The organism is Capnocytophaga periodontitidis (assembly GCF_016126015.1).
GTDB classification, from domain to species: domain Bacteria; phylum Bacteroidota; class Bacteroidia; order Flavobacteriales; family Flavobacteriaceae; genus Capnocytophaga; species Capnocytophaga periodontitidis.
On the sequence record NZ_JAEFDB010000014.1, the window covers coordinates 1 to 22108 of the forward strand.

The 22108-nt window shown below is 33.6% G+C and carries 22 protein-coding genes; all 22 read right to left on the reverse strand.

Going from position 1 to position 22108, the window contains the following annotated elements; all coding sequences use genetic code 11:
• Nucleotides 1-300 precede the first annotated feature (300 nt).
• A complete protein-coding gene (locus tag I7X29_RS13745; protein ID WP_198475468.1) occupies nucleotides 301-2190 on the reverse strand; it encodes an acyltransferase family protein in 1890 nt (629 codons plus the stop codon).
• Nucleotides 2191-2199: 9 nt separating this feature from the next.
• A complete protein-coding gene (locus I7X29_RS13750) occupies nucleotides 2200-3033 on the reverse strand; it encodes a glycosyltransferase family 2 protein (protein WP_198475470.1) in 834 nt (277 codons plus the stop codon).
• Nucleotides 3030-4136, reverse strand: coding sequence for a glycosyltransferase WbsX family protein (locus tag I7X29_RS13755; RefSeq protein ID WP_198475472.1), 1107 nt, complete (start codon nucleotides 4134-4136; stop codon nucleotides 3030-3032). Before I7X29_RS13755 ends, I7X29_RS13750 begins: the two co-directional genes overlap by 4 nt.
• On the reverse strand, nucleotides 4133-4834 hold the full coding sequence (locus I7X29_RS13760) for a glycosyltransferase (protein ID WP_198475474.1): 702 nt from the start codon (nucleotides 4832-4834) through the stop codon (nucleotides 4133-4135). The genes I7X29_RS13755 and I7X29_RS13760 overlap by 4 nt, the downstream gene beginning before the upstream one ends.
• A gap of 318 nt (nucleotides 4835-5152) precedes the next feature.
• The gene (locus I7X29_RS13765; RefSeq protein ID WP_198475476.1) at nucleotides 5153-6280 is read right to left on the reverse strand and encodes a glycosyltransferase family 4 protein; all 1128 of its coding nucleotides are present in this window, start codon (nucleotides 6278-6280) and stop codon (nucleotides 5153-5155) included.
• Nucleotides 6277-7371 carry a glycosyltransferase gene (locus I7X29_RS13770; protein ID WP_198475478.1) on the reverse strand — a complete coding sequence of 365 codons (1095 nt, stop codon included), beginning with the start codon at nucleotides 7369-7371 and terminating at the stop codon, nucleotides 6277-6279. The genes I7X29_RS13765 and I7X29_RS13770 overlap by 4 nt, the downstream gene beginning before the upstream one ends.
• A 14-nt stretch (nucleotides 7372-7385) precedes the next feature.
• Nucleotides 7386-8420, reverse strand: coding sequence for an EpsG family protein (locus tag I7X29_RS13775; protein ID WP_198475480.1), 1035 nt, complete (start codon nucleotides 8418-8420; stop codon nucleotides 7386-7388).
• A gap of 8 nt (nucleotides 8421-8428) precedes the next feature.
• A complete protein-coding gene (locus tag I7X29_RS13780) occupies nucleotides 8429-9154 on the reverse strand; it encodes a glycosyltransferase family 2 protein (RefSeq protein ID WP_198475482.1) in 726 nt (241 codons plus the stop codon).
• On the reverse strand, nucleotides 9151-9786 hold the full coding sequence (locus tag I7X29_RS13785; protein WP_198475484.1) for a CatB-related O-acetyltransferase: 636 nt from the start codon (nucleotides 9784-9786) through the stop codon (nucleotides 9151-9153). Before I7X29_RS13785 ends, I7X29_RS13780 begins: the two co-directional genes overlap by 4 nt.
• Before the next feature lies 1 nt (nucleotide 9787).
• Nucleotides 9788-10627 carry a hypothetical protein gene (locus I7X29_RS13790; RefSeq protein WP_198475486.1) on the reverse strand — a complete coding sequence of 280 codons (840 nt, stop codon included), beginning with the start codon at nucleotides 10625-10627 and terminating at the stop codon, nucleotides 9788-9790.
• Nucleotides 10608-11846 carry an oligosaccharide flippase family protein gene (locus tag I7X29_RS13795; protein ID WP_198475488.1) on the reverse strand — a complete coding sequence of 413 codons (1239 nt, stop codon included), beginning with the start codon at nucleotides 11844-11846 and terminating at the stop codon, nucleotides 10608-10610. Before I7X29_RS13795 ends, I7X29_RS13790 begins: the two co-directional genes overlap by 20 nt.
• 18 nt (nucleotides 11847-11864) lie before the next feature.
• Nucleotides 11865-12632 carry an oxidoreductase gene (locus I7X29_RS13800; RefSeq protein WP_198475490.1) on the reverse strand — a complete coding sequence of 256 codons (768 nt, stop codon included), beginning with the start codon at nucleotides 12630-12632 and terminating at the stop codon, nucleotides 11865-11867.
• A complete protein-coding gene (locus I7X29_RS13805; protein WP_198475492.1) occupies nucleotides 12629-13420 on the reverse strand; it encodes a nitrilase-related carbon-nitrogen hydrolase in 792 nt (263 codons plus the stop codon). Before I7X29_RS13805 ends, I7X29_RS13800 begins: the two co-directional genes overlap by 4 nt.
• Nucleotides 13420-14712, reverse strand: coding sequence for a glutamate-1-semialdehyde 2,1-aminomutase (locus I7X29_RS13810; RefSeq protein WP_106096656.1), 1293 nt, complete (start codon nucleotides 14710-14712; stop codon nucleotides 13420-13422). The genes I7X29_RS13805 and I7X29_RS13810 overlap by 1 nt, the downstream gene beginning before the upstream one ends.
• Before the next feature lies 1 nt (nucleotide 14713).
• On the reverse strand, nucleotides 14714-15697 hold the full coding sequence (locus tag I7X29_RS13815; RefSeq protein ID WP_106096271.1) for a Gfo/Idh/MocA family protein: 984 nt from the start codon (nucleotides 15695-15697) through the stop codon (nucleotides 14714-14716).
• Nucleotides 15694-16404, reverse strand: coding sequence for an acylneuraminate cytidylyltransferase family protein (locus I7X29_RS13820; RefSeq protein ID WP_198475494.1), 711 nt, complete (start codon nucleotides 16402-16404; stop codon nucleotides 15694-15696). The genes I7X29_RS13815 and I7X29_RS13820 overlap by 4 nt, the downstream gene beginning before the upstream one ends.
• 3 nt (nucleotides 16405-16407) lie before the next feature.
• Nucleotides 16408-17451, reverse strand: coding sequence for a nucleotidyltransferase family protein (locus I7X29_RS13825; RefSeq protein ID WP_198475496.1), 1044 nt, complete (start codon nucleotides 17449-17451; stop codon nucleotides 16408-16410).
• Nucleotides 17451-18122, reverse strand: a complete 672-nt coding sequence (locus I7X29_RS13830) for a PIG-L deacetylase family protein (protein WP_198475498.1) — start codon at nucleotides 18120-18122, stop codon at nucleotides 17451-17453. The genes I7X29_RS13825 and I7X29_RS13830 overlap by 1 nt, the downstream gene beginning before the upstream one ends.
• Entirely contained in the window at nucleotides 18119-19009 is an 891-nt protein-coding gene (locus I7X29_RS13835; protein ID WP_198475500.1) for a formyltransferase family protein, read from the reverse strand. The genes I7X29_RS13830 and I7X29_RS13835 overlap by 4 nt, the downstream gene beginning before the upstream one ends.
• 3 nt (nucleotides 19010-19012) lie before the next feature.
• A complete protein-coding gene (gene neuC, locus I7X29_RS13840) occupies nucleotides 19013-20173 on the reverse strand; it encodes a UDP-N-acetylglucosamine 2-epimerase (protein ID WP_198475502.1) in 1161 nt (386 codons plus the stop codon).
• Entirely contained in the window at nucleotides 20170-21213 is a 1044-nt protein-coding gene (neuB, locus tag I7X29_RS13845) for an N-acetylneuraminate synthase (RefSeq protein WP_288869619.1), read from the reverse strand. The genes neuC and neuB overlap by 4 nt, the downstream gene beginning before the upstream one ends.
• Nucleotides 21170-22099, reverse strand: coding sequence for a methionyl-tRNA formyltransferase (locus I7X29_RS13850; protein ID WP_198475504.1), 930 nt, complete (start codon nucleotides 22097-22099; stop codon nucleotides 21170-21172). Before I7X29_RS13850 ends, neuB begins: the two co-directional genes overlap by 44 nt.
• Between the last annotated feature and the right edge of the window lie 9 nt (nucleotides 22100-22108).

The window sequence follows — 22108 nt, forward strand, 5'->3', positions numbered from 1 at the left end:
ATTTTTTTATTATCTCACGAATTTTCACCTGACGGTGAATTATTTTGTGAATATATTATGTTACAAAGCTGTAAATCAATGCTCTGTTATATCGAACTGACGTTATATTAACGTGAGTTCGGCCTAAGTAATTATTTAACAATCAGTGAAATATTTTTAATCTTCCACGAATTTGAGGCTGTCCTAAAAGTTTTTCTTGAGAGGGCGTTTGCAAAACGCCCCTACAATGTGACTAAAAGTAATTGATTATCAGATTTATAGACTTTGTCAAAGTTTTGGGACTTTGACAAAGTTTATGATTTATCGCCTACTCTCAAGTTTAAGGAGTTTTTCTCCATTTGCTATGAAAAGAGCTGCTATTTGTTGAGCTCCGTAGGTATTGAAATGATTGGTGTCGTACATTATTGGTTTTCCTGCTATACAACCATCATTAGGGATGTAATGAGAGAGGTCTATTATATGGAGGGTAGGGAATTCAGTTTTTAGAGTGTAGGCAAATCTTTCCCAACGTTTGTAATTTTTCTTGTATTTTTCTCCTCTAAGAGAGGTAAAGTATTGGATTCCTAGTTGCTTTTTGAGCTTTTGGTTTCTTTGAACATCATAATCAAAATTAGCTGATGAGTTTAGCACATAAACGTCTTTTCCTGCCGCTAACAAGGTGTGTATCGTAGCGATGAACTTTTGTGTATATGCAGGGATATTTTCTCTATCGGTAGTATATGAGTTTACTAAAAAGATAACATTGTACTGGAGGTAGTGTTCTTGCAAGTAATCGAGTGCCTTTTGGCATTCGGCTGTAGGTTTCCACCCTTGAGTGTTTAATAGCGATGGACAAGCTCCTGCTGATAGGACATCGGCTTTCCAACCTTCCTTTTTCCCTACTATATCTATGAAAGGGGATAAATGAGAGGTATGGCTATCGCCTACAAAAAGGATTTTTTTAGGATAAAGGTTTTTCGTATCACCTAATGTTTGCAAGGTATCTTTTGAGGAACTACATTTTTCACACACTACTGGTGGAAAGTGTGATGAAGTTTTTTGAAGCTCGGGAATTTTTGCTTGATACAGACTGTAACTAATGGCAATCACTACAATAAGAGGCAATAGGTATAAATACAAAAAGCTCTTCTTGAAAGTGTATTTTTTCTTTCTAAAAGGTTGTTCTACAAAATAATAGGTGATGATTGAAAGTAAGAACATTAGTATAAAAGCCCCTAAAGCGACCTTTAGAGGTAAGTCGCCTACTCCTAAAAAATACCTACACATTGCTAATATAACCCAGTGCCATAAGTATAAAGAGTACGAGAGTTTTCCTATCCACACTATAGGTGGTATTGAAAATAGTTTTTTCACATAGCTTCCTTTTTCATTAGCTACAATTAGTAGCGCTGTAGGGACACACAACAAGAGTGAAGTTACCCCTGGGAAATAAGGAGGAACAAAAATGCCTTTGATACACAAGCAAGCTATGACTATTACCAAAGTGCTACTACCTAATATATTAGACATTTGTACTGACAAATGATTGCCTTTTAAGCACAAGATTACAGCTAATAATGAGCCTGTGAGCAACTCTATCATTCGCAAATGAGGGAGGTAGTAAGCATCTAAGTGTATGCCTATTTTCTCTAAAGGTAAGAAGGAGAGGCATAGCAAGAAAAACATTGTTGAGAGTAATACAGCTATGATATGTTTTCTGAGGAACTTACTTTTAAACACTAACCACAACAATAGAGGAAAAATGAAATAGAATTGTTCTTCTACAGATAGTGACCATATATGATTGAAGGGGCGTTCTTCGGTGGCAATATCAAAATAGCCTCCTACTCTTGCAAAATAGAAGTTAGACAGAAAGAAAACAGAAGCTACTGCACTGTTGGCAACGCTATAAAAATCTTTGGTTAAGAAGAGCCATCGTGTGAGCAATAACCCTACAACTATCACTACAAAACAAACAGGAAGAATTCGCCTGATGCGCCTATTGTAGAAATTGGCAAACGAAAAGTTGTTTTGCTCCATCTCACGATAGAGAATAGTGGTAATTAGGAATCCTGAAATAACAAAAAAGATATCCACTCCCAGAAAGCCATTGGGCAAGAGCGTTGGACTTAAATGAAATAATACAACGGCTAAAACCGCTAAAGCGCGAAGTCCATCGATGTCGGGGCGATAAGTATTCTTTTTCAGCATAGTAAGTTTTTAGTCCTTTTCTAAGATTTGTTTTAAGGTTTTTTGATTGATTTTCTTTCTTTCCTTATCAAAAAACCAGCCGTACTTATTGAAGTAATAAATAGCGGATTTGATATGGGCTTTCAATAGTTTGATATTTTTATAGGATGCTTTTTGATATTCGTGTACAACGACGGCTTCGGGGAAAAAGATGGTTTTGTAGGCACGATGGATACGACGGTTGAGATCGAAATCTTCCATATACATAAAAAAGTGCTCATCAAATAATCCTACATTCTCAAGGGCTTCGGTGCGCAAGAACATAAAGCAGCCTGAGAGTATAGGGATGTTCATCGTTTGGTTATAGCTAAAGTTGTGTAACTCAAAATGTTTGTTGCTTTTGTCTCTCCATTTTTTAAAAGGGATAAAACGCCTAAAAATGAGGTCGAGAGGGGAAGGTAGGAGTTTGCAAAGGTATTGCAGCTGACCATTGGGATAGATGATTTTTGGCATTATATTGCCTACCTCGGGGTGCTCATTCATATAATGAGTGAGTTTTTCTAAGGTGCCTTTTTGTATGACAATATCAGGATTTAAGACTATGTGATAGGGCAGCCCTTGCTCCATAGATTTTTTGATAGCAATATTATGAGCTTTGCCATACCCCATATTCTCGTTGTTGAAAATATAGTGTATTTCCTTATCGGGGTACATCGTTACTACTTCTTTCAGCACATCGGTGGGTGAGTTGTCGACAAGGAATAGCTGTAACTGCTTGCTTTGACAAGCGAAGTAGCTATCGATTGCTTTTTTTAAAGGGGTGAGGTCGGTTTGATATAACACTATAGAGGCAGAGAGTTTCATTCCGATAATTTTTTAATGACGTCTAAATATTGGTACTCATAAGTAGTGTCAGGTTCTAAATAAGCGCCTTCCGACCATTCATTCCAAGCATTGATGAATACAAATTCATTTCCTTTGGCAGCTTCGATAAGAGAGAGTTCTTTTAAAAAGTGTTCAAAATTAGCAGGAGTAGCATTTACAAAGAATTTAGAGCGATTTTTGTATCGGGGAGTGTTATCCCAATCTACAATAATTGATTGATAGGTTTTATCTTGGGTTTGTTGTGCTAAGGCTAAGAGGGCTTCACCAAAAGCTACATAATCTACTTTTTGGCTTTTTTCCATTTTAAATTTGAGTCGGCCTATCCAGAATTGCATTTTTTCAGGCAAACGTCTCAGTTTTTTTTCTATTGCAGATACCCACGATTTGCGTTGGAAGAACTTTTTGTTGAACAAATAGCGAGGTTGAAAGAGCATTTTAGCTTGGAAGCTGTTATACACTTCGTCTTCTCTATCGAGGTCATAGGATTTCATTCCGATAAAATAGATGCCTTCAAAACCATTTTCACGAGCTTTTTGGTTGAAGAAGTTCATCCATTGGGTTTGATGTTTATTGAGTTCGGGGCGATAGATGCAAAAGACAGGCTTGTGGTCTATGGTAATATAGCGAGGGTCTTTGAAAAAAGGTAACAAATAATCAAAATGTTGTTGCCAAAGATCTTTATCGTTTAAATGTTTTTGTTCCATCAGTATTTCGGAGCTACCGATCCACTGTTTTGTCCAAGTTTCGTTTGCCCAAGTGATACAGAAGTTGAGGTTGTTGTTAGGGTTTGCCAAAAACAACTCCATAGGCTTGCCTAATAATAGTTTGCCATCAAACCAATAGTGGTAAAAATTGAAGCCTGCTAAGCCGTATTTTTTTGCTAATTGAGTTTGCCAAGCAATTACCTCAGCTTCAGTAAGGTCGTAGTAGTTGTTGTTCAAAGGGATTCGGGGTTGTTGTTGTTCTTCAGCATATTTTTGAGCGGCTTGTACCAACTCCCAATCGGTGAACTGGTGTCCCCACCATTGGTTGTTTTCTTCTATAGAGTGAAACTGAGGGAAATAGAAGGCTATATATTTCATTGTAGTGTTCTTTTAAGTTTGTTGTATATTTTTATTATTACATATTTTATTCCCAAATACTTATAGAGTATAGAAAGGAAATCACTTTTAAATTGTACATCTTTCACTTGGGTAGAAATTCCATCGTTGCTATATACGGCTATGGTGAGTTCTACATATTCAAATTTGTATTTTGACCAGAGTTTTAGGTTTAACTCATAATCGGCTAATAACTTGTATTTTAGATTATACGGGTGTTGTTCTACTATTTTCTTAGGGTAGAAAATTGCTTGGTGACATATATTTTGCTCTATGAGTTTGGCGGTTGTAAACGCGCCGTCGTATAGTGTTTGTGTGTTTTTTAAAAGTACATTGCCGTAATAGATGGTGTTCTCGTTTTGCAATATTGGGGTTATTTGGTTTATAGTGAAGGTAATTTCATCATCGGCGCCTAAGAAATAGAGAAATTTTCCGTGAGCGAGGGCAATACCCTTGTTCATTGCATCGTAAATTCCTTTGTCTTTTTCAGAAATCCATCTCAATTGAGGGATTTTTTTGGTAAAACTCTCTACAATAATTAGGGTTTCATCGGTAGATTTACCATCTATGACTACCACTTCGTAGAGCTGATTTTTCCCTAATTGTTGCTGTATAAGAGAAAGGCAATGGGCTATATGTGAAGCTGAATTATATGTGGGGATGACAATAGAGAGTAGCATCAGGACGATGAATGTTTAGTGTTTGAAACGCGAAGATACAAAAAATATTATAAATGGTGTGTTTTTTAACAGAAAAGTGAATTGTGAGAAGTTTTGAAAAGCTCTATTTGTGTGGGTGTTTGTGAAACACCTCTACATAACACAATTCAAATATAAGTGTGAAACTTTGGCAAATTGTAACGTTGTAAAGGTGAATTTAAGAGTTTTCGTATATCCTCTTTGGAGGACTTTAGGACTCTTGGAGGACATCTGAAGAAGTTCTATAGATTTACCAAGGTACGAGCTATAAACTTGCGGTAGTAGAAAAAATATAACAAGTTATGACTCTATAATTTTTAATAACTTTTCATTCACTTTCTCTCCATCAAACTTTTCTAAAGCTATTTGATAGCTTTCCATACCCATACGACTGATTTCGGCAGGGTTTTCTATAAAATATTGCATAGCTTGCACAAGAGCTTCGACATCCCATTTAGGAATAAGGAAGCCATTTTTGCCATTTACTACAGTTTCACGGCAGCCCGGTACATCGGTAGTGATTACAGCACGCCCTATTGCCATTGCCTCTTGAGTGCTGCGGGGTACACCTTCGCGATAAGAAGGCAAAACAAACACAGAACTTTCAGTTATCCATTGATTTACATTGTTTACAAAGCCAGGGTAGGTGATAAAGCCTTTTTGAATGTATTTGTCTAATTCTTCTTTTTTCAGAGCTCCTGGATTCTCTGAATCAAAACTTCCAATTATTTTGAAAATAACAGATGGATATTTAGTTTTTACTATTTCTACAGCTTTTAAGTATTCAAAAATTCCTTTTTCGCGCAAAAGACGTGCAATAAAAATGAATGAAATAGGAGAGATAGGAGCATTTGAAAAGGGATAATCTCCAAAATCAAGCCCTATGGCACCTAATACTTCTCGTTTTTTTACAGTTATATGGTACCTATCTAATAAATCTCGTGGGTCATCAGGGTTTAAGAATAACACTATATTAGCCTTAGGGAGCGCTATTTTATATAAAAATACTTGAATTTTTTTGATAATTTTAGCTTTAAGAGATTGCCCGTTAGGTTGTTCTGTAAAAGTATATCCTAAGCCTTCAAGCATTGCTATAATTTTTGGTACTTTAGCTTTCTTCGCTGCTAAAGTGCCAAAAATCACAGGTTTTGAAGCACGAGCAAGCAGTACATCTGGTTGTATTTTAGCAAAAGTTTTTTGGAGGAGCTTCATATTCCTAAGGTCAGCAAAAGGGTTGAGCCCCCCTCTATCAAAAGTATAATCTATAGGAGTTGCACCTAATTGTATTACTTTTTCTTTAGTAGCAGGAGTAAAATCGGTAGCCATTATATACACGATGTATTGTTGAGCTACTAAAAATTGTATCAAGTGTTTTCTAAAAAGGAATACATCTTTAGAAAGCGTATCGAGGATGATTATTTTTTTCATTTTATGGAATTTGTGAGTTTTTGATAGAGCGCTACCGTTTTTTCTACCATTGTTGTAAGTTGGAAATCTTCGGCTCTTTGAGAGCATTTTTGTGAGATTTGTTTATAATAATCTTTATTGGCTAAAGATTGTATTTTTTGAAGCAAATCGTTTTCATTCCCTTTTTCAAAAATTAATCCATAGCCTGACACTATATCTTTAAGACCAATCACACCACTTGCTATTATAGGTTTGCCTGCAGCCATTGCTTCTACAGCTGTAAGTCCAAAACCTTCCCAATGTGAGGATTGTACTGCAATATCGGCTGTTTTTAAAAGAGAAGGAATATCAGTCCTGTTTCCTAAAAATTGTACTCGTTCTTGAAGGGAAAGTGATTGCACTAATTGTTTGCATTCCTCTTGAGTATCACCATCACCTACTAATAATAGCTTGTATGTATCTGGTAATAAAGCCAAAGTTTTGATAAGTGTTTTTTGATCTTTTTGAGGATGGAAGCGGGAGACTTGAATAAGTATTATAGAGTCCTTGTCAAAAAAATCTTCTTTATTATAAACTTTAGCATTTTTATATTTAGTAATATCTACTCCATTATAGACTACCTTTATTTTATTTTCTTTTATATTCAACTTTTGAATTAGCACTTGTTCTACTTGAGGAGTAATAGCAATAATTTTTGAATATTGGCGATAAATTAATTTATCTATCCATCGAAAAACAGCACTCCCTAAACGTTTGTTATGAGTGTTATGCTCTGTGAAAATAATAGGAGTTTTAAACCTAAAAAATAATTTAGCTAAAGAAAGCCAATAGAAAGTAGGGAATAAATGAGCGTGAACTATATTATATTTCTTTTTTCTTATATATTTAATTATTTGGAAAATTTGTAAGGGTGAATATAGGTGTTTTATATTTGAATGATAAACACTTCCTTTTAAGGTATTATTTAATAAATTTTCAAAAGGAGATTCCTTTTTGCTTAATAAAAGTAGATCAACCTCAATATTTTTCTTCTCATACAAAGGTAAGGTTTCAACAAGGAGTTTTTCAGCTCCCCCTGTATTTAGATTATTGATGATATGTAGGATTTTCATTGTTTAAAAAGCTATTAAAATAGTATGTTTTTATAGTTCCAAGCAATAGGTGCCCAAGTTGAGAAATAAAGCCAAATATAAAAAACAAATGTATATTGTACAGTTAACAAGAAGATCAATAATTTTTTACTTCTATTTGTTAGTATTTCAGCAAATTTAGTAAAGACAATAACATCAAAAACAATAAAATATAAGCCTAACCTATCGGCTAATGTAGAGAAAACAAAAGTTAATAGGAAGGTTAAGAAAACCATTATAGATACTAAATCCATTAGTTGAATAATAGAATTTAATGTTTTTTTAAATTTCTTATAGTAAATAACATAAATTCCTAAGGGGATGAGGTGCATTACCATACGCCTTATAGCTCCTGAAGAATCGACACTATTGTTTAAATACAAATTATCTGCCTTTTGCGATAACCAAAGAATAGAAAAAATTAGACCAAAGGAAATAATAGTATACAGCCAGAAAAAGAATTTTTTTCTAAAAATGCGACTGTTGATTAAAGGCATAAAGAAAAACATTATTACAGCTGTTTTGTGGAATAGCATAGCCATAAATATCCAAAAGAAATACACTCTTTTTTTAGGCTTTTTTAGTAATGAAGCAAAAGCCATACACACTAAACCTACAGCAACCCCTTGCCGAGTATAGCCCATAGCAACAACTACAATGGTATATGTAAAAAGAACTAAAATTGGTAGCCAAAAATTCTTAAAAGCAGATGAGAATTTGTAGATTCCCCAACAAAAAATAATGGCACAAATAAAGTTGACTGTATAAATTTCATAACCTAATTGAAAGCTAGCCCAATTGATGGCTCCATAGGCTACATCAGTGAAAATGATTGATATTAAAAAGGGGAGTTTAGATATTAAATCGAACATAGCGAGATAATTATACCAATCGCCTCCTACTTCGTGTCTAAATCCTATAAAGAAGACAAGGAATATAGAGAATAAACCTAATAAAAACTTAGATACCTTATCAGCTTTTAAAAAGTTCATCAATACAATAAATCCCCATATTACCCAATAAATTGCCATTAAGTTGCTTATTTAAATAAATTTCTAATGCTTTCTTTACAAAAACTCCAGATAATTCTACAGATAAAATGGAAGTTATTTTTTTCTCCTGAAATATGCCATTCTTCTAAATATACACTCACTGCTGATTTTGTAGAACATCCTCCAAATAAAAATTTAGACACAATTATATTTTTGTATTTAAATTTATAATGTTCATTGTAAAGATCAAAAAAGACTTTGTAATCGGCACAGATTTTATAGGTTGTATTAAATAGATGTTTTTGTTGAAGTTCTGTTCGTACGAAAACACTTTGATGACAGAATGGAATATTTTTTTTCATTCTGTTAATAGATAATGCTTTTCTAAAATCCTCTTTATTAGGATATACATATACTACGTCTCCATAGATTACATCGGCGTCACTCCAATCATTATCCTTAAATACTTTTTCTAATACTTGTTCATTATAGAAGGTATCACCTGCATTCATAAAGTTGAGCCACACCCCTGTAGCTTTTACAATTCCCTTATTCATAGCATCATAAATGCCTTTATCGGGCTCACTTACCCAAAAGGAAATTTTATCCTCATATTTTTTGATGATATCAAGAGTGCCATCGGTACTACCTCCATCTATGATGATATACTCTATATTAGGGTAGGTTTGGTTGAGTACCGATAGGATCGTATTTTCAATATCCTTTACGGCATTATAGGATACAGTGATGATGGTGATGAGGGGAGTATTCATTGGGTATAACTTTCTATAAAATTTTCGACATCAAAAAAGTATTTTTCTATAAGAACTTGGTTAGTATCGTCGTTCCACCATTGGATAGATTCTAACTTATTTATTATTTCATCATTAAATCTGAACTTAATGATTTTTATAGGGCAACCTACTGCTATAGCATAAGGAGGAATGTCTTTTGAAACGACAGCACCTGCTCCTATAACTGCCCCATTACCTATGGTAACACCATCTAAAACAGTTACATTGGCACCTATAAAAACATCATTTCCTATTACAATGGGTTTTCGTTCTTCTATTTTATCTTCTTTTGATAGCGTATATCCATTTTGTTTTCTTGTAGAATAAAACATAGGGGCGGTTGAAATTCCATTGAGAGGATGTATTCCCCATCCACACAGAAAATTAGGCCCTATTGAACAATATTTTCCTATCTTGGTATAGGATATAGTAGCGTTTTTGGCTATATAAGTATAGTCACCAATTTCACAATTATTGATGCAATAAGGAAGGTATAAATTTACTTTTTTGGTAAATATGTTATTCTTTTGAATGCCAAAAACACACGTAAAATCTACGTTGTATTTACATAGATAATAAAAGAATTTTATTATATTTTTTAACTTGTTCATTTTAATCTTTTTTAAAGGCATCTATAAAAGAATTGGGACTTTTGTTGATGATGTTGATATTCTTACCTTTGATATAATCATTTATTTCCCAATAAGATTCAAACATTCTACCATAGGCATATAATACTTCGTGCAATTTCCAAGGTTTACCATCAAGCCCTTTGAAAACAGTTTTAGAAACTTCTTTTTTATCATAGAAATGTTTATCTTGAATGAGTACATTATTATCTTTATCTACAGATAATAATCCTAACCAAGAGTGTTCAACTCCATATAATTCAATAGTTTTATAGCCTAACCAAATAGAAACCATAATTCCTCCTACAAGTACATTTTGGACAATAGGCATTGCAAGCATTTTATTGAAAAAAAACTGCTTTATACTTATAAAACTTTCAAAAGGAGATGAGTTGTACAAACAAATTTTTACATAATCAGTTTCCATTTTTTTGAAAAATGAATTTTTTCCTTTAATATAAGGTACAAACAAATACATTTCCCAATTAGTAATCAAGGTAATATCTTTTATTTTGTTAATTCCTTCTTCTGTGTAAAAATAATAAGGATCTGCTACTAAATAATACAGAGGTTTTACCTCATAATAACTTTCTGAAAGAAAGTAGTCATTCAGAACCATATAATCATAAGCTCTATCAATAAATCCTCCTTGTTTTAAAGAATTACCATTACCTAAAATTCTGATTTTTGTGTTTTGTTTTCTTTCACTGATATTTAATAGTTGTCTTTTTGATTTAAAGTTTGAAAATAGAATTATTTTTAATAAATATTCAAAGGTTTGAAAAACAAGTTTGATTCTTCTTTTAATTATTGATATTTTCATTAGAAATATTATTGTTTAAATCTATCTTTTTAGTGTAAAAGTATAGAATAGGCAAAATAGATAACGCAGCTAAAATACTTGCAAAAGGAATATATTTAATATCTGTAAACGTTAGACAGATTAATGCTACTATATAAATTAGTGTTGAAAGTATAGAACAGAAAGCAATTTGTTTGTTCTTACCATAATAGAACAGATAATTAACTAATAAAGCATAAGGGATTGCTAAGGTTGCCGTTATTGAAAAAATTACTATATAGTATTTTGTTCCTAAAAATTGATTTCCTAAGAACCATAAGATAAGAGACTCAGGAATTATAGAAATAATAGAACTAATGATTATAGGAATTAACAATGATATTAATGCCCATTTATGTATTTGTTGCAAAGAGATTCCATTTTTCTTTATAGCCTCATAGTAATAGGGTACAGTAGCTTTGTTAATAGCTCCTATAAGTGTTATTAAAATCATTGCTATATTAGCGCCCATTGCATATAAGCCTAAATCTGTTTCTGTGAATTTATGATATATAAAAATTCTATCTACTTGTCCTTTTATATAGAAACTCAAATGATGAAAGATCATAGGTAAACCTAGACTCAAAATATATAGAAAAGCTGTTTTATAGTTATTAAAACTAAACTTTCTTTTCTTTACTTTCGTTCTATACAAAAAGAAATACGATATTACAAACACTAAAGCATTGGAGGTAAGTATAGCTAAAATTCTTTTTTCAACCAGATTAGTTTGAAAGAACTCTAATAAAAATATAGTGATGGACAAAGATAATACTCCTGATAATATTTGAATAACAACATAAGAAAAGGCTTGTTTTTGACATTGCCTTATACTCAATTGAACTGTAACAAACACCTCAAAAACAGCAGCAAGAACTAAATATAATAATATTTCGGATTTAAAGAATAAGCATATTAAAAAGCTTAAAGAGGCGATACAGATTGTATAAAGATAACCGGTTCTTACAATTAAGTCTAAAGCATTTTTTCCATAAAAATAGAAATAACGAGTAACAGAACCTTCTTGTACCAATCCAAATAAAATAACAAACAAAGCTGTATAAGTTTGGTAATAAGAAAGTTCTCCATACCCTGCAACTCCTAATTTTCTAGATAAATAAGGAATCAACAGAAAAGGGATTATTTTTGAGATAATTTCTCCTATTAAGTAAATGGTACTATCTTTTAGTAGGCGCCTCATATTTTTCTCTCAATCTGATTATAATGTAAAACCATCGTCTACAACTATATTTTGTCCGTTTACGAACTCTGATAAATCAGAAAGCAAGTATAGTACAGTGCCAGAAATATCTTTAGCGTTGAGCATTCCTTTGTTTAAGCAAAACTCTCTATACGCTTTTAAGAAAGGCTCAGGTTGTTTATCTTCTATACCACCTAAAGAGATTGTATTTACTCTAATATTTTTTCCTTTAAAGTATTTAGCCATATATTTGCTGAGGTGTATTAAGCCCGATTTAATAGCGGCATACTCTACAGGTGTAGTCATTGGGGTATTATTGTAAATTTGAAAACGTGGAGCTATGACCCCATAAATAGAAGCTAAGTTAATGATATTACCATAACCTTGGTCATAAAAATATTTAGCGAACAGTTGAGAGGTAAGGAAGTAACCTCCTAAGTTCATTCCTATATTTTCACAAAAGTCATTATAAGTTACCTCGAAAAAGTGTTTGCCATAGTTTTTGTTGCGAGGGTAGGCGCTATTGACTAGAGCGTCTATTTTGCCATATTTTTTGGAAATATTATTGATAAGAGCTTCAACAGAAGCTTTATCAGTAATATCGACTTGTGCAGGTACTATACAGGCATTTCCTAATGAAGTACATAGTTTCTCAGCTATGGTAATATCATACTCTGCTACCACAGCAATACCTCCGTTATCGGCTATAGCTTGACAAAAGGTTTTGCCCAATAAACCAGCACCGCCAGTAACTACTACTATTTTGTCTTTTACTAAGTCGCTCATAATATATTTTTGTACAGTGTTGTTTTTCTATCGTTTTTCACTGGGAACTCTGTTCTATATTGAGTTACTTCCTCAAGATTGAGTTCATATAGGGTTACTTCTTCTGAAAGAGACTTTCCTTTCAGCACTTCACCATAAGGTGACACAATGTGCGATGAGGTTACATATAACAATCCTTTGCCATCTTTCCCTATACGATTTACACCCACCATAAACACTTGGTTTTCTATAGCTCTTGCCTTGATAAGTGCCCACCAATGGGGTACTCTACGCTCAGGCCAATTGGCTATATTTAGTATCACCGAGCAATCTTTAGAGTATGCTTGGTAAAGTTCAGGGAAGCGCAAGTCGTAACAGATGGTTAGGCCTATAGTAGCTCCTGCGATAGTTAGCTTTTTCAGTTCTTCACCTGCTTGGTAAAAATCATTTTCATTAGCATACGAAAAAGGATGTATTTTAGCATAAGTAGTTAGCAAGACACCTTGATTGTTTACTACAGCCAAGTTGTTAGTAGCTTTATCTCCTTTTGTCAGAACAACTCCGAAAGCTATAGATACATTATGTTTTTTAGCTTGTTCTTGAAAGAAAGTAATCGTTTCTGACGAAAATTCATCTTCCTTCACCTTTTGACTTTCCATTGTAAAACCTGTGAGGGTCATTTCAGGATATACTACCAAATTGATATCAGAGCAATGTTCAGTAATAAGATTTAATGTTTTTTCTACCTTTTGCTTATTCTCGGCTTTATTCTCCCAACTTTGGTTGAGTGAAACTAAGGCTATTTTCATTAGTTATATTTTCTAAATACAGGTTTGATAGTGCTGCCTACTAGATATTTATCTACTCCTTCATTGAGTGCTTTGGTATACACTTGTAATGATTTCCGTACAGCTTCAAGAGTTCTGTTTAATTCTTTATCAGTATGGGCATACGAAATAGCAATCCAAGGTATTAAAACCCCATTTTTAATCATTTCTTGCGAAAAGAGTGTTCTAAAAGCCAATGATACTTCTTTATTAGTATCTTTTGTGATATAGTTAGGAGAACATTCAATTCCTGTAGCTGCAAAATAATCACTTATTTGTAATTCCTTTGCAATAGCATTCATTTCTGAAACTAATTTTCTACCATAGTTCCATAAATGATCTACCACTTTGTGTTCTTTATAGAATTTTATAGTTTCTACTAAAGCTCCTAAACCACACATCTCGGCGCCGTGAGTAGTAGAGGTTAAGAATACACGTTCTGCTCCAATTTCTTTGATACCTCCTATTTTCATAAACTCTCGTTTACCACATAGGGCTGCTACCGAGAAACCATTAGCCATACCCTTACCAAAGGTACAAAGGTCAGGCTCTACATTATAGTAAGTCTGTGCTCCTTGCAAATGCCAACGAAAACCTGTTATCATTTCATCGAGGATAAATAAAGCTCCATTTTTATGACATAATTCTTTTACTTTTTGCAAGAAGTTATCTTTAGGATGCTCCCCTGTGGCAGGCTCTAAAATTACACCAGCTACTTGATTAGGGTGTTGAGCAAACAAAGTCTCTAATGACTCTATATCATTATATCTAAAGTGTACTGTGTGCTCATAGTTTTCTTTAGGAATACCACGAGTAAGCACTGTATCTCCGATAAACCAATCATCATAAGAAAAGAAAGGGTGATCCAAACAGCGAATGATATATTTCCTACCTGTATAGGCACGTGCCATTTTCACGGCAGCAGAAGTAACTGTTGATCCATTTTTAGCAAACTTTACCATATCTACACTTGGTATAAGGTCTACCATCGCCTCAGCTGCTTCTAATTCTATCACTGAGGCACGTGTAAGGTTATTTCCCTTCCAAATTTGCTCAATAGCAGCATTGGCAACTCTTTTTTCACCATAGCCTAAAGTAATAGCTCGCAAAGCCATACCATAGTCTAAGAATTCTTTCCCATCGGGGGTGTAAAGATAAGCACCTTCACCTCTTTCAAATATTTGAGGGGCATTTTCGGGGTATTGGTCATCTCCTCTACTATAAGTGTGACAACCACCAGGGATTAGATTATTGAGTCGTTGACTATAATTCATTTTAGAAACCTCCATCTGATTTTTCTATTTGATTTAATAATTCTAGTACTTTTATATCGTCTTGAACTGTATTGGGATAGTGTTTAGGGTTTTCAATTCCCTTTATGAAGCTATTCACTTCATCAATATACATTTTCTCACCGATATTCTTGTTATATCCTGAAGCAGATTCAAATTGAGGTTGTTCAAAATGTATCCATCTGCCATTTTCTACTTCATACAAATGGAAAGTAGCCTCATCCCATTTCCATTGTATTTGGGCTTTTTCAAGATTAATTATCAAGTTTCTAACAGCATAACGAGAGGCTACATCTACAAGAATTGTACCTACCTTATCGGCGTATTTTAAAGTAAAAGCATAGGAATCTTCTATTTCACAACCAAAATCAATTGTTTTCTCAAAGACTCCCTTAGCTGAAATAGGCCAACCTATGGTATCTACTATCCAAGTTAGCTCAAAAGGTACAATTTCTCTTCCTCCCCCCATAATACGCTTTGAAACGTAAAAGTCATTTACTCCTTCCCAAGGATGCCAATCGGGTAGATATTGTCCTGAATGATATGAAAAGTTGGTTACTTTCCCATACTTTTCACTCTTTATAATCTTAGTAATATCCTTTATAATAGGATGAAAACGGAAAGTACAAGAAGGGGCAATAAAAGTATTGTTTTGGTTGTAATCAAGCATTTCTTTTACTTCTTCAATAATGACACTTGCCTCTATAAAAGCTGGCTTGTTATAATCAATTGCTATTTTTGCATAGTAGGTATGCAAATTAGGAGGAGTAGAAATAATAAAAGCATCAAAGTTAGACAAATCCTCAGTGTCTAAGGATTTTACCGTTTTTATATGATACTTATTTTCTGCTTCTTTTCTTCGGTCTTCTCGGGGGTCAAAGCCTACTACATCAGTATACTGTAAGGCTTGCAAACATCTCACACGCCTTTTACCCATTGATCCCAAACCAATTACTAAAAATTTCATAGTATATCGTTCTTTTTATAATTTAGAATTGTTTCTATACACAAAAAATCGTAGATATCATCTACTTCGTAGTTTTGCCAACGTTCAATAAAGTAAGGTATTGAAAGTTCACTATAGAAGAGTTTTTTTTCTTCAAAATAACTTGTTTTTACTAAGTAAGATACGCCATAAGGAAAATAAGCTTTAGATAAGTCTTGTCTTCGGGTAACTTTTTTAGAATCTTCTATAAAAGGGCTTATTTTATTATCTTTTATTGTTTTTACTATAAAAGGATGTTCTGTATGCACTTCCCCCAAGCTAACAACTCCTACACTATTCTCTTCTAGAAGAGCAATACAATTATCTATATCTCCTTTTTTTCTTAAAGGAGAGGTGGGTTCTAATAGGAGTATATAGTCAAATTCCTGTCCTTGGGTACGATAATATGCTATTGTATGTAGGACAAAAGCAGAGGAGGGAGAGGTATCTGTTGCTAATTCTGAGGGTCTTAGGAAAGGGACTTTTACTCCAAAACTCTCAGCCACAGTAGCTATTTCAGCACTATCAGTTGAAACAAAAATTTCATCAATATACTCACTTGCATGGGCTTGCTCTATACTCCACCCTATCAAAGGTTTACCACATAGCGGTTTTATATTTTTACCTGGTAATCCTTTGCTACCTCCTCGTGCAGGGATGATAGCTAATATTTTTTTGTTATTATACATTATTTAGTGGTCTAAATGTTTAATAAACTCTTGTGCGTGCTCATAGTCTACAGTTTTACCAATGTCTATCCAATAGCCTATGATGGGGTCGTATACCAATTTGCCCCCTTCAGTAACTAATTGTTCCATTACATCGGTGATGTCGCAATACTTGCCTTTTTCTATTTTAGCAATCAAGGAGCGTTTGAGTATATAAATACCAGCGTTTGAGTGGTATATAAAACTAGGTTTTTCTTTAAAGTTCATTACTCGTCCTTCTTGGGTTTCAAATACAGCATAAGGGATATCTACTTTATACTCAGTAGAAGCTACTGCCATATCTGCCCTTTCATTGATAAGCTTTAAATAAAGAGACTCGAAATTTACATTGGTAAACAAGTCGCTATTCATCAACAAAATATGTTCCGTATTTAGGTTGTTTATCAGAGCTAAAGCACCAGCCGTACCTAAGGGTTCGTCTTCCCATACATATTCTATAGTAATTCCTTTTTGGCTACCATCACCCAAGTAGTTTACTATCTGCTCACCAAGATATTTTACTGATATATAAATTTTTTTGATTCCAAAACTAATGAGCCTATCTATGTTGTGTTCTATGATGGGTTTATCACCTAATCGCAACATTGGTTTAGGCATAGTATCAGTGAGTGGACTGAGGCGTTTACCGCGCCCTCCTGCCATAATTACTGCTTCTAAAGGAAGTTGAGCTTTGATATATTCTAAATCTATAAAGTCTACCATTTTCTCTTCTGAATTGAGAATAGGAAGGATTTTTATATCGCTTTTTCTATATTTCTCAAAACTCTGATAGGAATCTTTTTGGTATAGTCGTTTGAAATCTGGGTTTGCAATCTCTCCTAGAGTTTTTTGTAGGTTTTGTTCAGCGATGATAGATCTGCGTATGTCACCATCTGTGACAGATCCTACAACCTTCTCATTATCATCTACTACAAAGAGGATAAGCCGGCTTAAGTTGCGCAACTTGTTGAGATGTTGTAGCCCCTCTACTAAGTTTTTGTTTTTATGTATTAAAATGTCAGTTCTCATTATTTATCAATATATTTGATAAGCTGGAAAGCCTCTGCATATTCTACACCTACACTTGCACCACGGAAAGTAGCTAGGGCTTCTATATTTTTTAAACTTCTAGGGAAAGGATGCTTTCCAAGTTCAGACTCATATATTTTCATTAGATTCATTTTTTCTTCTAAAAAAGAAGAAATATCTACAAAATAATTAGGTATGAATACTTTTTCGGGCAATTGAGGAGCGAATTCTGTTTCTGAAATGCATTCATACATAAGTACTTGTTTTATAAAAGGATATCTAAAAGATTTGGTGCAAGCCATTACAGCATCGAATGTAATTCTATGATCTGAATGAGCGTCCGAACGATTCAAACAATATACTATCTCAGGTTCAATTTCAATAAAGATTTTTGATATTTTTGGCACCATCTCAATGAGAGTGCTTGTAGAGAGGGACATTGTAGGATAGTTTAACATAAAGACCTTTTCTACACTCAATGCTTCAGAAATTTTTTTAATTTCTTTTTGTCGGTTACTAATGCGTTGCTTGGAAAAACCTTGGTTTTCAAATATATTGGTAGTAATAAGCCAATATATTTTATCTCCATTTTTCTTGTGTTTTAGTAAGGTGCCACCAACTCCTAAAATCTCATCGTCGGGGTGTGCTGAAATGACTACAATATTTCTCATAAGTATTGTCCTTTTTTTGGGAGTTCAGAGAACTCGTGTTCTACAATTTGAATTGCTCCATCATAAGTTTTTACAAGAATTTTGTTGTCCTCGACATCTAAAACTTTTCCTGGTTCGCAGTTTGCAAAGTTACAACTTTTTTTAATTACTTTCCAAATTTTCACCTCTTTTTCATCACTTAGTATAAGATGCGCCCCTACATAAGGATGAGTTAAAGCTCTTACTAAATTATAGATAGCCTCAGATGACATTCTAAAATCAATTTGTCCATCTATTCTCCCTCGTTTTCTCCACGAATTTCCTGCTGTTATATCTTGCTTTCTCCTCTCTATATCATTGCCCTTTAACTCAAATTCTTTAGAAAAAGATATAATTTGTTTTATAGCTACATCAGTTATTTTTTTATAAAGAGTAGCTGCTGTATCGGACTCCTCTATAGTTACTATTTCTTGTGAAATAATATCTCCTGTATCTGCCCCTTCATCCATTATGAAGAAGGTGCTTGCGGTTCTTTTTAATCCTAGGAAAATAGCCCATATTAAGGGGTGACGACCTCTGTTGTTAGGAAGTTCGGCAGGATGAAATCCTACTACTCCATATTTTGGAATAGACAATATCTCGGCAGGGAGTATATGAGACCAACCAAAACAATAAATTACATTAGGATTTTTTTCTTTTAAAAAAGAAATAATGTCTTCTTCATTATCTTTTTTTCTAAAAAAAGTAGGGATATGATATTTTTCAGTCAAGGGAGTTAAATCACAGAAATCAGCATTAAAGTCTGATTTCTTTTTAGTAATGACCCCTACTATGTCAAACCCATTTACTATCAATGCTTCCAAAGCTTGATATGAAAAATCAACAGTACCGATAAAAACTATTTTCATTTGTTACAAATCATAAAACTGTTTTTTAAGTATATCATTTAAATCTATACTTTTTAAAACCTCTACTATTTCTTTTGAAGGATCTTCTACTCCTTTATACGGGTTTTTTACAGTCCTTAACAGCTCTTTAAATCCACTTGAAATTGCTTTATTAATAGCCGCTTCAATATCTTGAGACGAGTTATTACATTGTATCACACTTTTAGCCATTATTCTACCTCTTTGTCTATCTCCTATATTTACAGTAGCGGTTTTGAAACTAGGAGCCTCAAGTAATCCACTTGAAGAATTTCCTATTACAGCATCTACATATTGCAAAGCAGAAAGGTAACGCAGTTGCCCCAGAGAGGTAAAACATACAGCTTTTGAAGTGTTTTTAGCTACATATTCATCAATCATTTGATTTACAATTCGCCCATCGGTGTCGGAATTTGCTTTAGTGAATATTATTTTGCAATTTTTAATTTTGTCCAAAGCGTCCAATAGTTGTTTTGTTTGTTCACCAGAGGTTGATTTTTCAAGAGTAACAGGATGAAAAGTAACTAAAAAGGCGTATTTTTTATCTAACTTAAAATTAATAGAGGCTTCAAAATCTTCTTTAGATAAGAGTTTCAGTTTAGCAATATTTTCAAGTCCCAAAGCTCCTACATTAAATACTTTATTAGGGTTTTCACCTAACTGTACAATTCTTTTTTTATACGCTTCAGTAGCACAAAAATGTATTTGGGACATTTTAGTAATGCTATGTCTAATAGGTTCATCTATCAATCCTTCTGTAGCTTCCCCTCCGTGACAATGTGCAACTGGAATACGAGCTATCATAGCTGCACTTACTGCTGAAAAGATTTCAAATCTATCTCCTAATACTAAGATGATATCAGGTTTCATTTCAGCAAAAGCTTCTGAAAAAGAAATTATTGCTAACCCCATACTTTTGGAAATCCCTATAGGAGTATCGGAAGAGAGGAGGATTTCTATCTTTTTATCAATGGTAAATCCTGCTTTTTCAATTTCTTTATAAGTTAAGCCAAATTCTGGGGAAAGATGCATTCCTGTTGCGATCAACTGCAGTTGCAAATCTTTGTCTTCTTCAATTGCTTTTATAGTACAATATAACAAGCCAAATTCGGCTCTTGTTCCGGTTATGACACAAATCTTTCTCATAGTTCAATCAAATCGTCTTCTTCAAAGTCTTTTTTAGCTGTTTTACCTATTACTTCATCCCATTGCATAGGAGAAATGCCTGTGCCAGGGCGTTTTACTGTTAAGTTCTCAATGGTAAAAGACTCTCCTTTCACTATTTTTTTAGCAGCTACAATACTCTTCCTCACAATAGGTTTGTTTTTAGCTTCAGATTTTGAAACTTCTTTCAGTCCTGAACCTCCTATAGCTTTTTCTATATTGCGAATGGCTATTACCATAGCTTTTAGTTCCTCAGGTTCAAGTGAGGCTTTATGATCGGGACCAGGTAAGGTTTTATCCAAGGTAAAGTGTTTTTCAATAACCATAGCTCCTAAGGCTACAGCTGCAATGGGGACTTCTATTCCCAAAGTATGGTCGGAATAACCTACGGGCACTCCTAATTCTCGATGGATATGGAGCATCGCTTTTAGGTTTACATCCTCCATAGGGGTGGGGTATTCCGTATTACAATGCAATACGGTGATTTTATCTTTACTTACCCCATTATCAGTCAGCACTTTTATGGCGTCTTTTATTTCGGTGATCGTAGCCATTCCTGTAGAGAGTATCACTTCAGTAAAAAGAGTTGCTACTTTTCTTAAATAGGGCAGGTTGGTAATCTCTCCTGAAGGAACTTTAGCTATTGTAATTCCTAATCGAGCCAAAAATTCCAACGATTCTATATCAAATCCAGTAGAAAGAAATTGTACACCTTTTTGGGCACAATAGTCAATCAACTCTTGATGAACAGCTTGCGAAAGCTCTAATTTTTTAAGCATTTCATACTGCGTGTCATTATCTTGCGTGTTTCTATCTTGATAAGCTGCACGTTTTGCTTGTTTAGTTACCAAGTTGCCTGCTTTAAAGGTTTGGAATTTCACATAATCCACGCCAGCTTCAGCTCCTTTATCAATAAGGGCTTTGGCTTTGGTGATATCGCCATTATGATTAACGCCAGCTTCGGCTATAACTATTACTTTATTTTGTCTCAAATCTGTCTCCCACTCTAAATTTTTCATCATATTCAAAATCTATAACTTTAATAAAACTATCTTTTGTTTTTACTATAAAACTGTCTTTTTCTTTATTTAAGATAACTCCTATAGTTGCTTTGTAAGTGGGAGCATCTTTTATTTCGCAAACACGCCTTATTTTCATTTCTTTACCGTTTAAAAAGGCTCTTGCGATGGGGCCAGGGAAGGTAATGGCTCTTACAAAGTTAAATACATCTCTACTTGTTTGATTCCAATCTAATATTTCATCACCTTCTTTCCTTTGTGGGCAATAGAAGCCAATAGGGTGAATAGTTGTCTGCTTTATAGGTTGGATTCCATTTTCTTTTTTGAATAACAAAATAGCTTCATATAATACCTCAGCACAACTTGTATGAGCTACCTCTAATAAAGTGTTATAATCATCAGAATCACTAATAGGAAATGTTTTTTGTAAAATAATATCCCCAGTATCTATTCCCTCATCCATAAAGTGCACTGTGATACCAAACTCTTTTTCGTTATTAATCAATGCCCAGTTCAGTATATTTCTTCCTCTATAAAAAGGGAGCTTACCTGCATGGCAATTAATAGTTTTTAGCTTTGGAAGATTTATAATTTCCTTTTTAAAAATTTGATTAAAAGACATTGAAACAAATAGGTCGCAATTATACTTACTAATATTGTCTATAAACTCTCTTGAATTGATATTTGAGTGTTTTAAATAGTCAATATTATTCTCTTTTGCGAATTGATATAGAGTATTGTCCTTAGTATCAAATCTTACGCATATAAATTGTATGCTGATATCCTTATCAGCAATAAGTTTTCTAAAAGCATTATGAGACCATATTCCATCAGCAAAATAACCTATTTTCAAAGGGTTATTAGAATTGTATTTATTTTTTTCTATCATAGTTTTTCT

Coding starts and splice junctions, on each gene's coding strand:
- neuC (WP_198475502.1), bottom strand. CDS start 20,173: ATGAGAAAGATTTGTGTCATAACCGGAACAAGAGCCGAATTTGGCTTG.
- I7X29_RS13810 (WP_106096656.1), bottom strand. CDS start 14,712: ATGAATTATAGTCAACGACTCAATAATCTAATCCCTGGTGGTTGTCAC.
- I7X29_RS13775 (WP_198475480.1), bottom strand. CDS start 8,420: ATGGCAATTTATTGGGTAATATGGGGATTTATTGTATTGATGAACTTT.
- I7X29_RS13820 (WP_198475494.1), bottom strand. CDS start 16,404: ATGTATAATAACAAAAAAATATTAGCTATCATCCCTGCACGAGGAGGT.
- I7X29_RS13755 (WP_198475472.1), bottom strand. CDS start 4,136: ATGAAATATATAGCCTTCTATTTCCCTCAGTTTCACTCTATAGAAGAA.
- neuB (WP_288869619.1), bottom strand. CDS start 21,213: ATGATGAAAAATTTAGAGTGGGAGACAGATTTGAGACAAAATAAAGTA.
- I7X29_RS13835 (WP_198475500.1), bottom strand. CDS start 19,009: ATGAAAATAGTTTTTATCGGTACTGTTGATTTTTCATATCAAGCTTTG.
- I7X29_RS13800 (WP_198475490.1), bottom strand. CDS start 12,632: ATGAGCGACTTAGTAAAAGACAAAATAGTAGTAGTTACTGGCGGTGCT.
- I7X29_RS13850 (WP_198475504.1), bottom strand. CDS start 22,099: ATGATAGAAAAAAATAAATACAATTCTAATAACCCTTTGAAAATAGGT.
- I7X29_RS13760 (WP_198475474.1), bottom strand. CDS start 4,834: ATGCTACTCTCTATTGTCATCCCCACATATAATTCAGCTTCACATATA.
- I7X29_RS13825 (WP_198475496.1), bottom strand. CDS start 17,451: ATGAGAACTGACATTTTAATACATAAAAACAAAAACTTAGTAGAGGGG.
- I7X29_RS13815 (WP_106096271.1), bottom strand. CDS start 15,697: ATGAAATTTTTAGTAATTGGTTTGGGATCAATGGGTAAAAGGCGTGTG.
- I7X29_RS13795 (WP_198475488.1), bottom strand. CDS start 11,846: ATGAGGCGCCTACTAAAAGATAGTACCATTTACTTAATAGGAGAAATT.
- I7X29_RS13765 (WP_198475476.1), bottom strand. CDS start 6,280: ATGAAAAAAATAATCATCCTCGATACGCTTTCTAAAGATGTATTCCTT.
- I7X29_RS13780 (WP_198475482.1), bottom strand. CDS start 9,154: ATGAATACTCCCCTCATCACCATCATCACTGTATCCTATAATGCCGTA.
- I7X29_RS13745 (WP_198475468.1), bottom strand. CDS start 2,190: ATGCTGAAAAAGAATACTTATCGCCCCGACATCGATGGACTTCGCGCT.
- I7X29_RS13770 (WP_198475478.1), bottom strand. CDS start 7,371: ATGAAAATCCTACATATCATCAATAATCTAAATACAGGGGGAGCTGAA.
- I7X29_RS13805 (WP_198475492.1), bottom strand. CDS start 13,420: ATGAAAATAGCCTTAGTTTCACTCAACCAAAGTTGGGAGAATAAAGCC.
- I7X29_RS13750 (WP_198475470.1), bottom strand. CDS start 3,033: ATGAAACTCTCTGCCTCTATAGTGTTATATCAAACCGACCTCACCCCT.
- I7X29_RS13790 (WP_198475486.1), bottom strand. CDS start 10,627: ATGAAAATATCAATAATTAAAAGAAGAATCAAACTTGTTTTTCAAACC.
- I7X29_RS13830 (WP_198475498.1), bottom strand. CDS start 18,122: ATGAGAAATATTGTAGTCATTTCAGCACACCCCGACGATGAGATTTTA.
- I7X29_RS13785 (WP_198475484.1), bottom strand. CDS start 9,786: ATGAACAAGTTAAAAAATATAATAAAATTCTTTTATTATCTATGTAAA.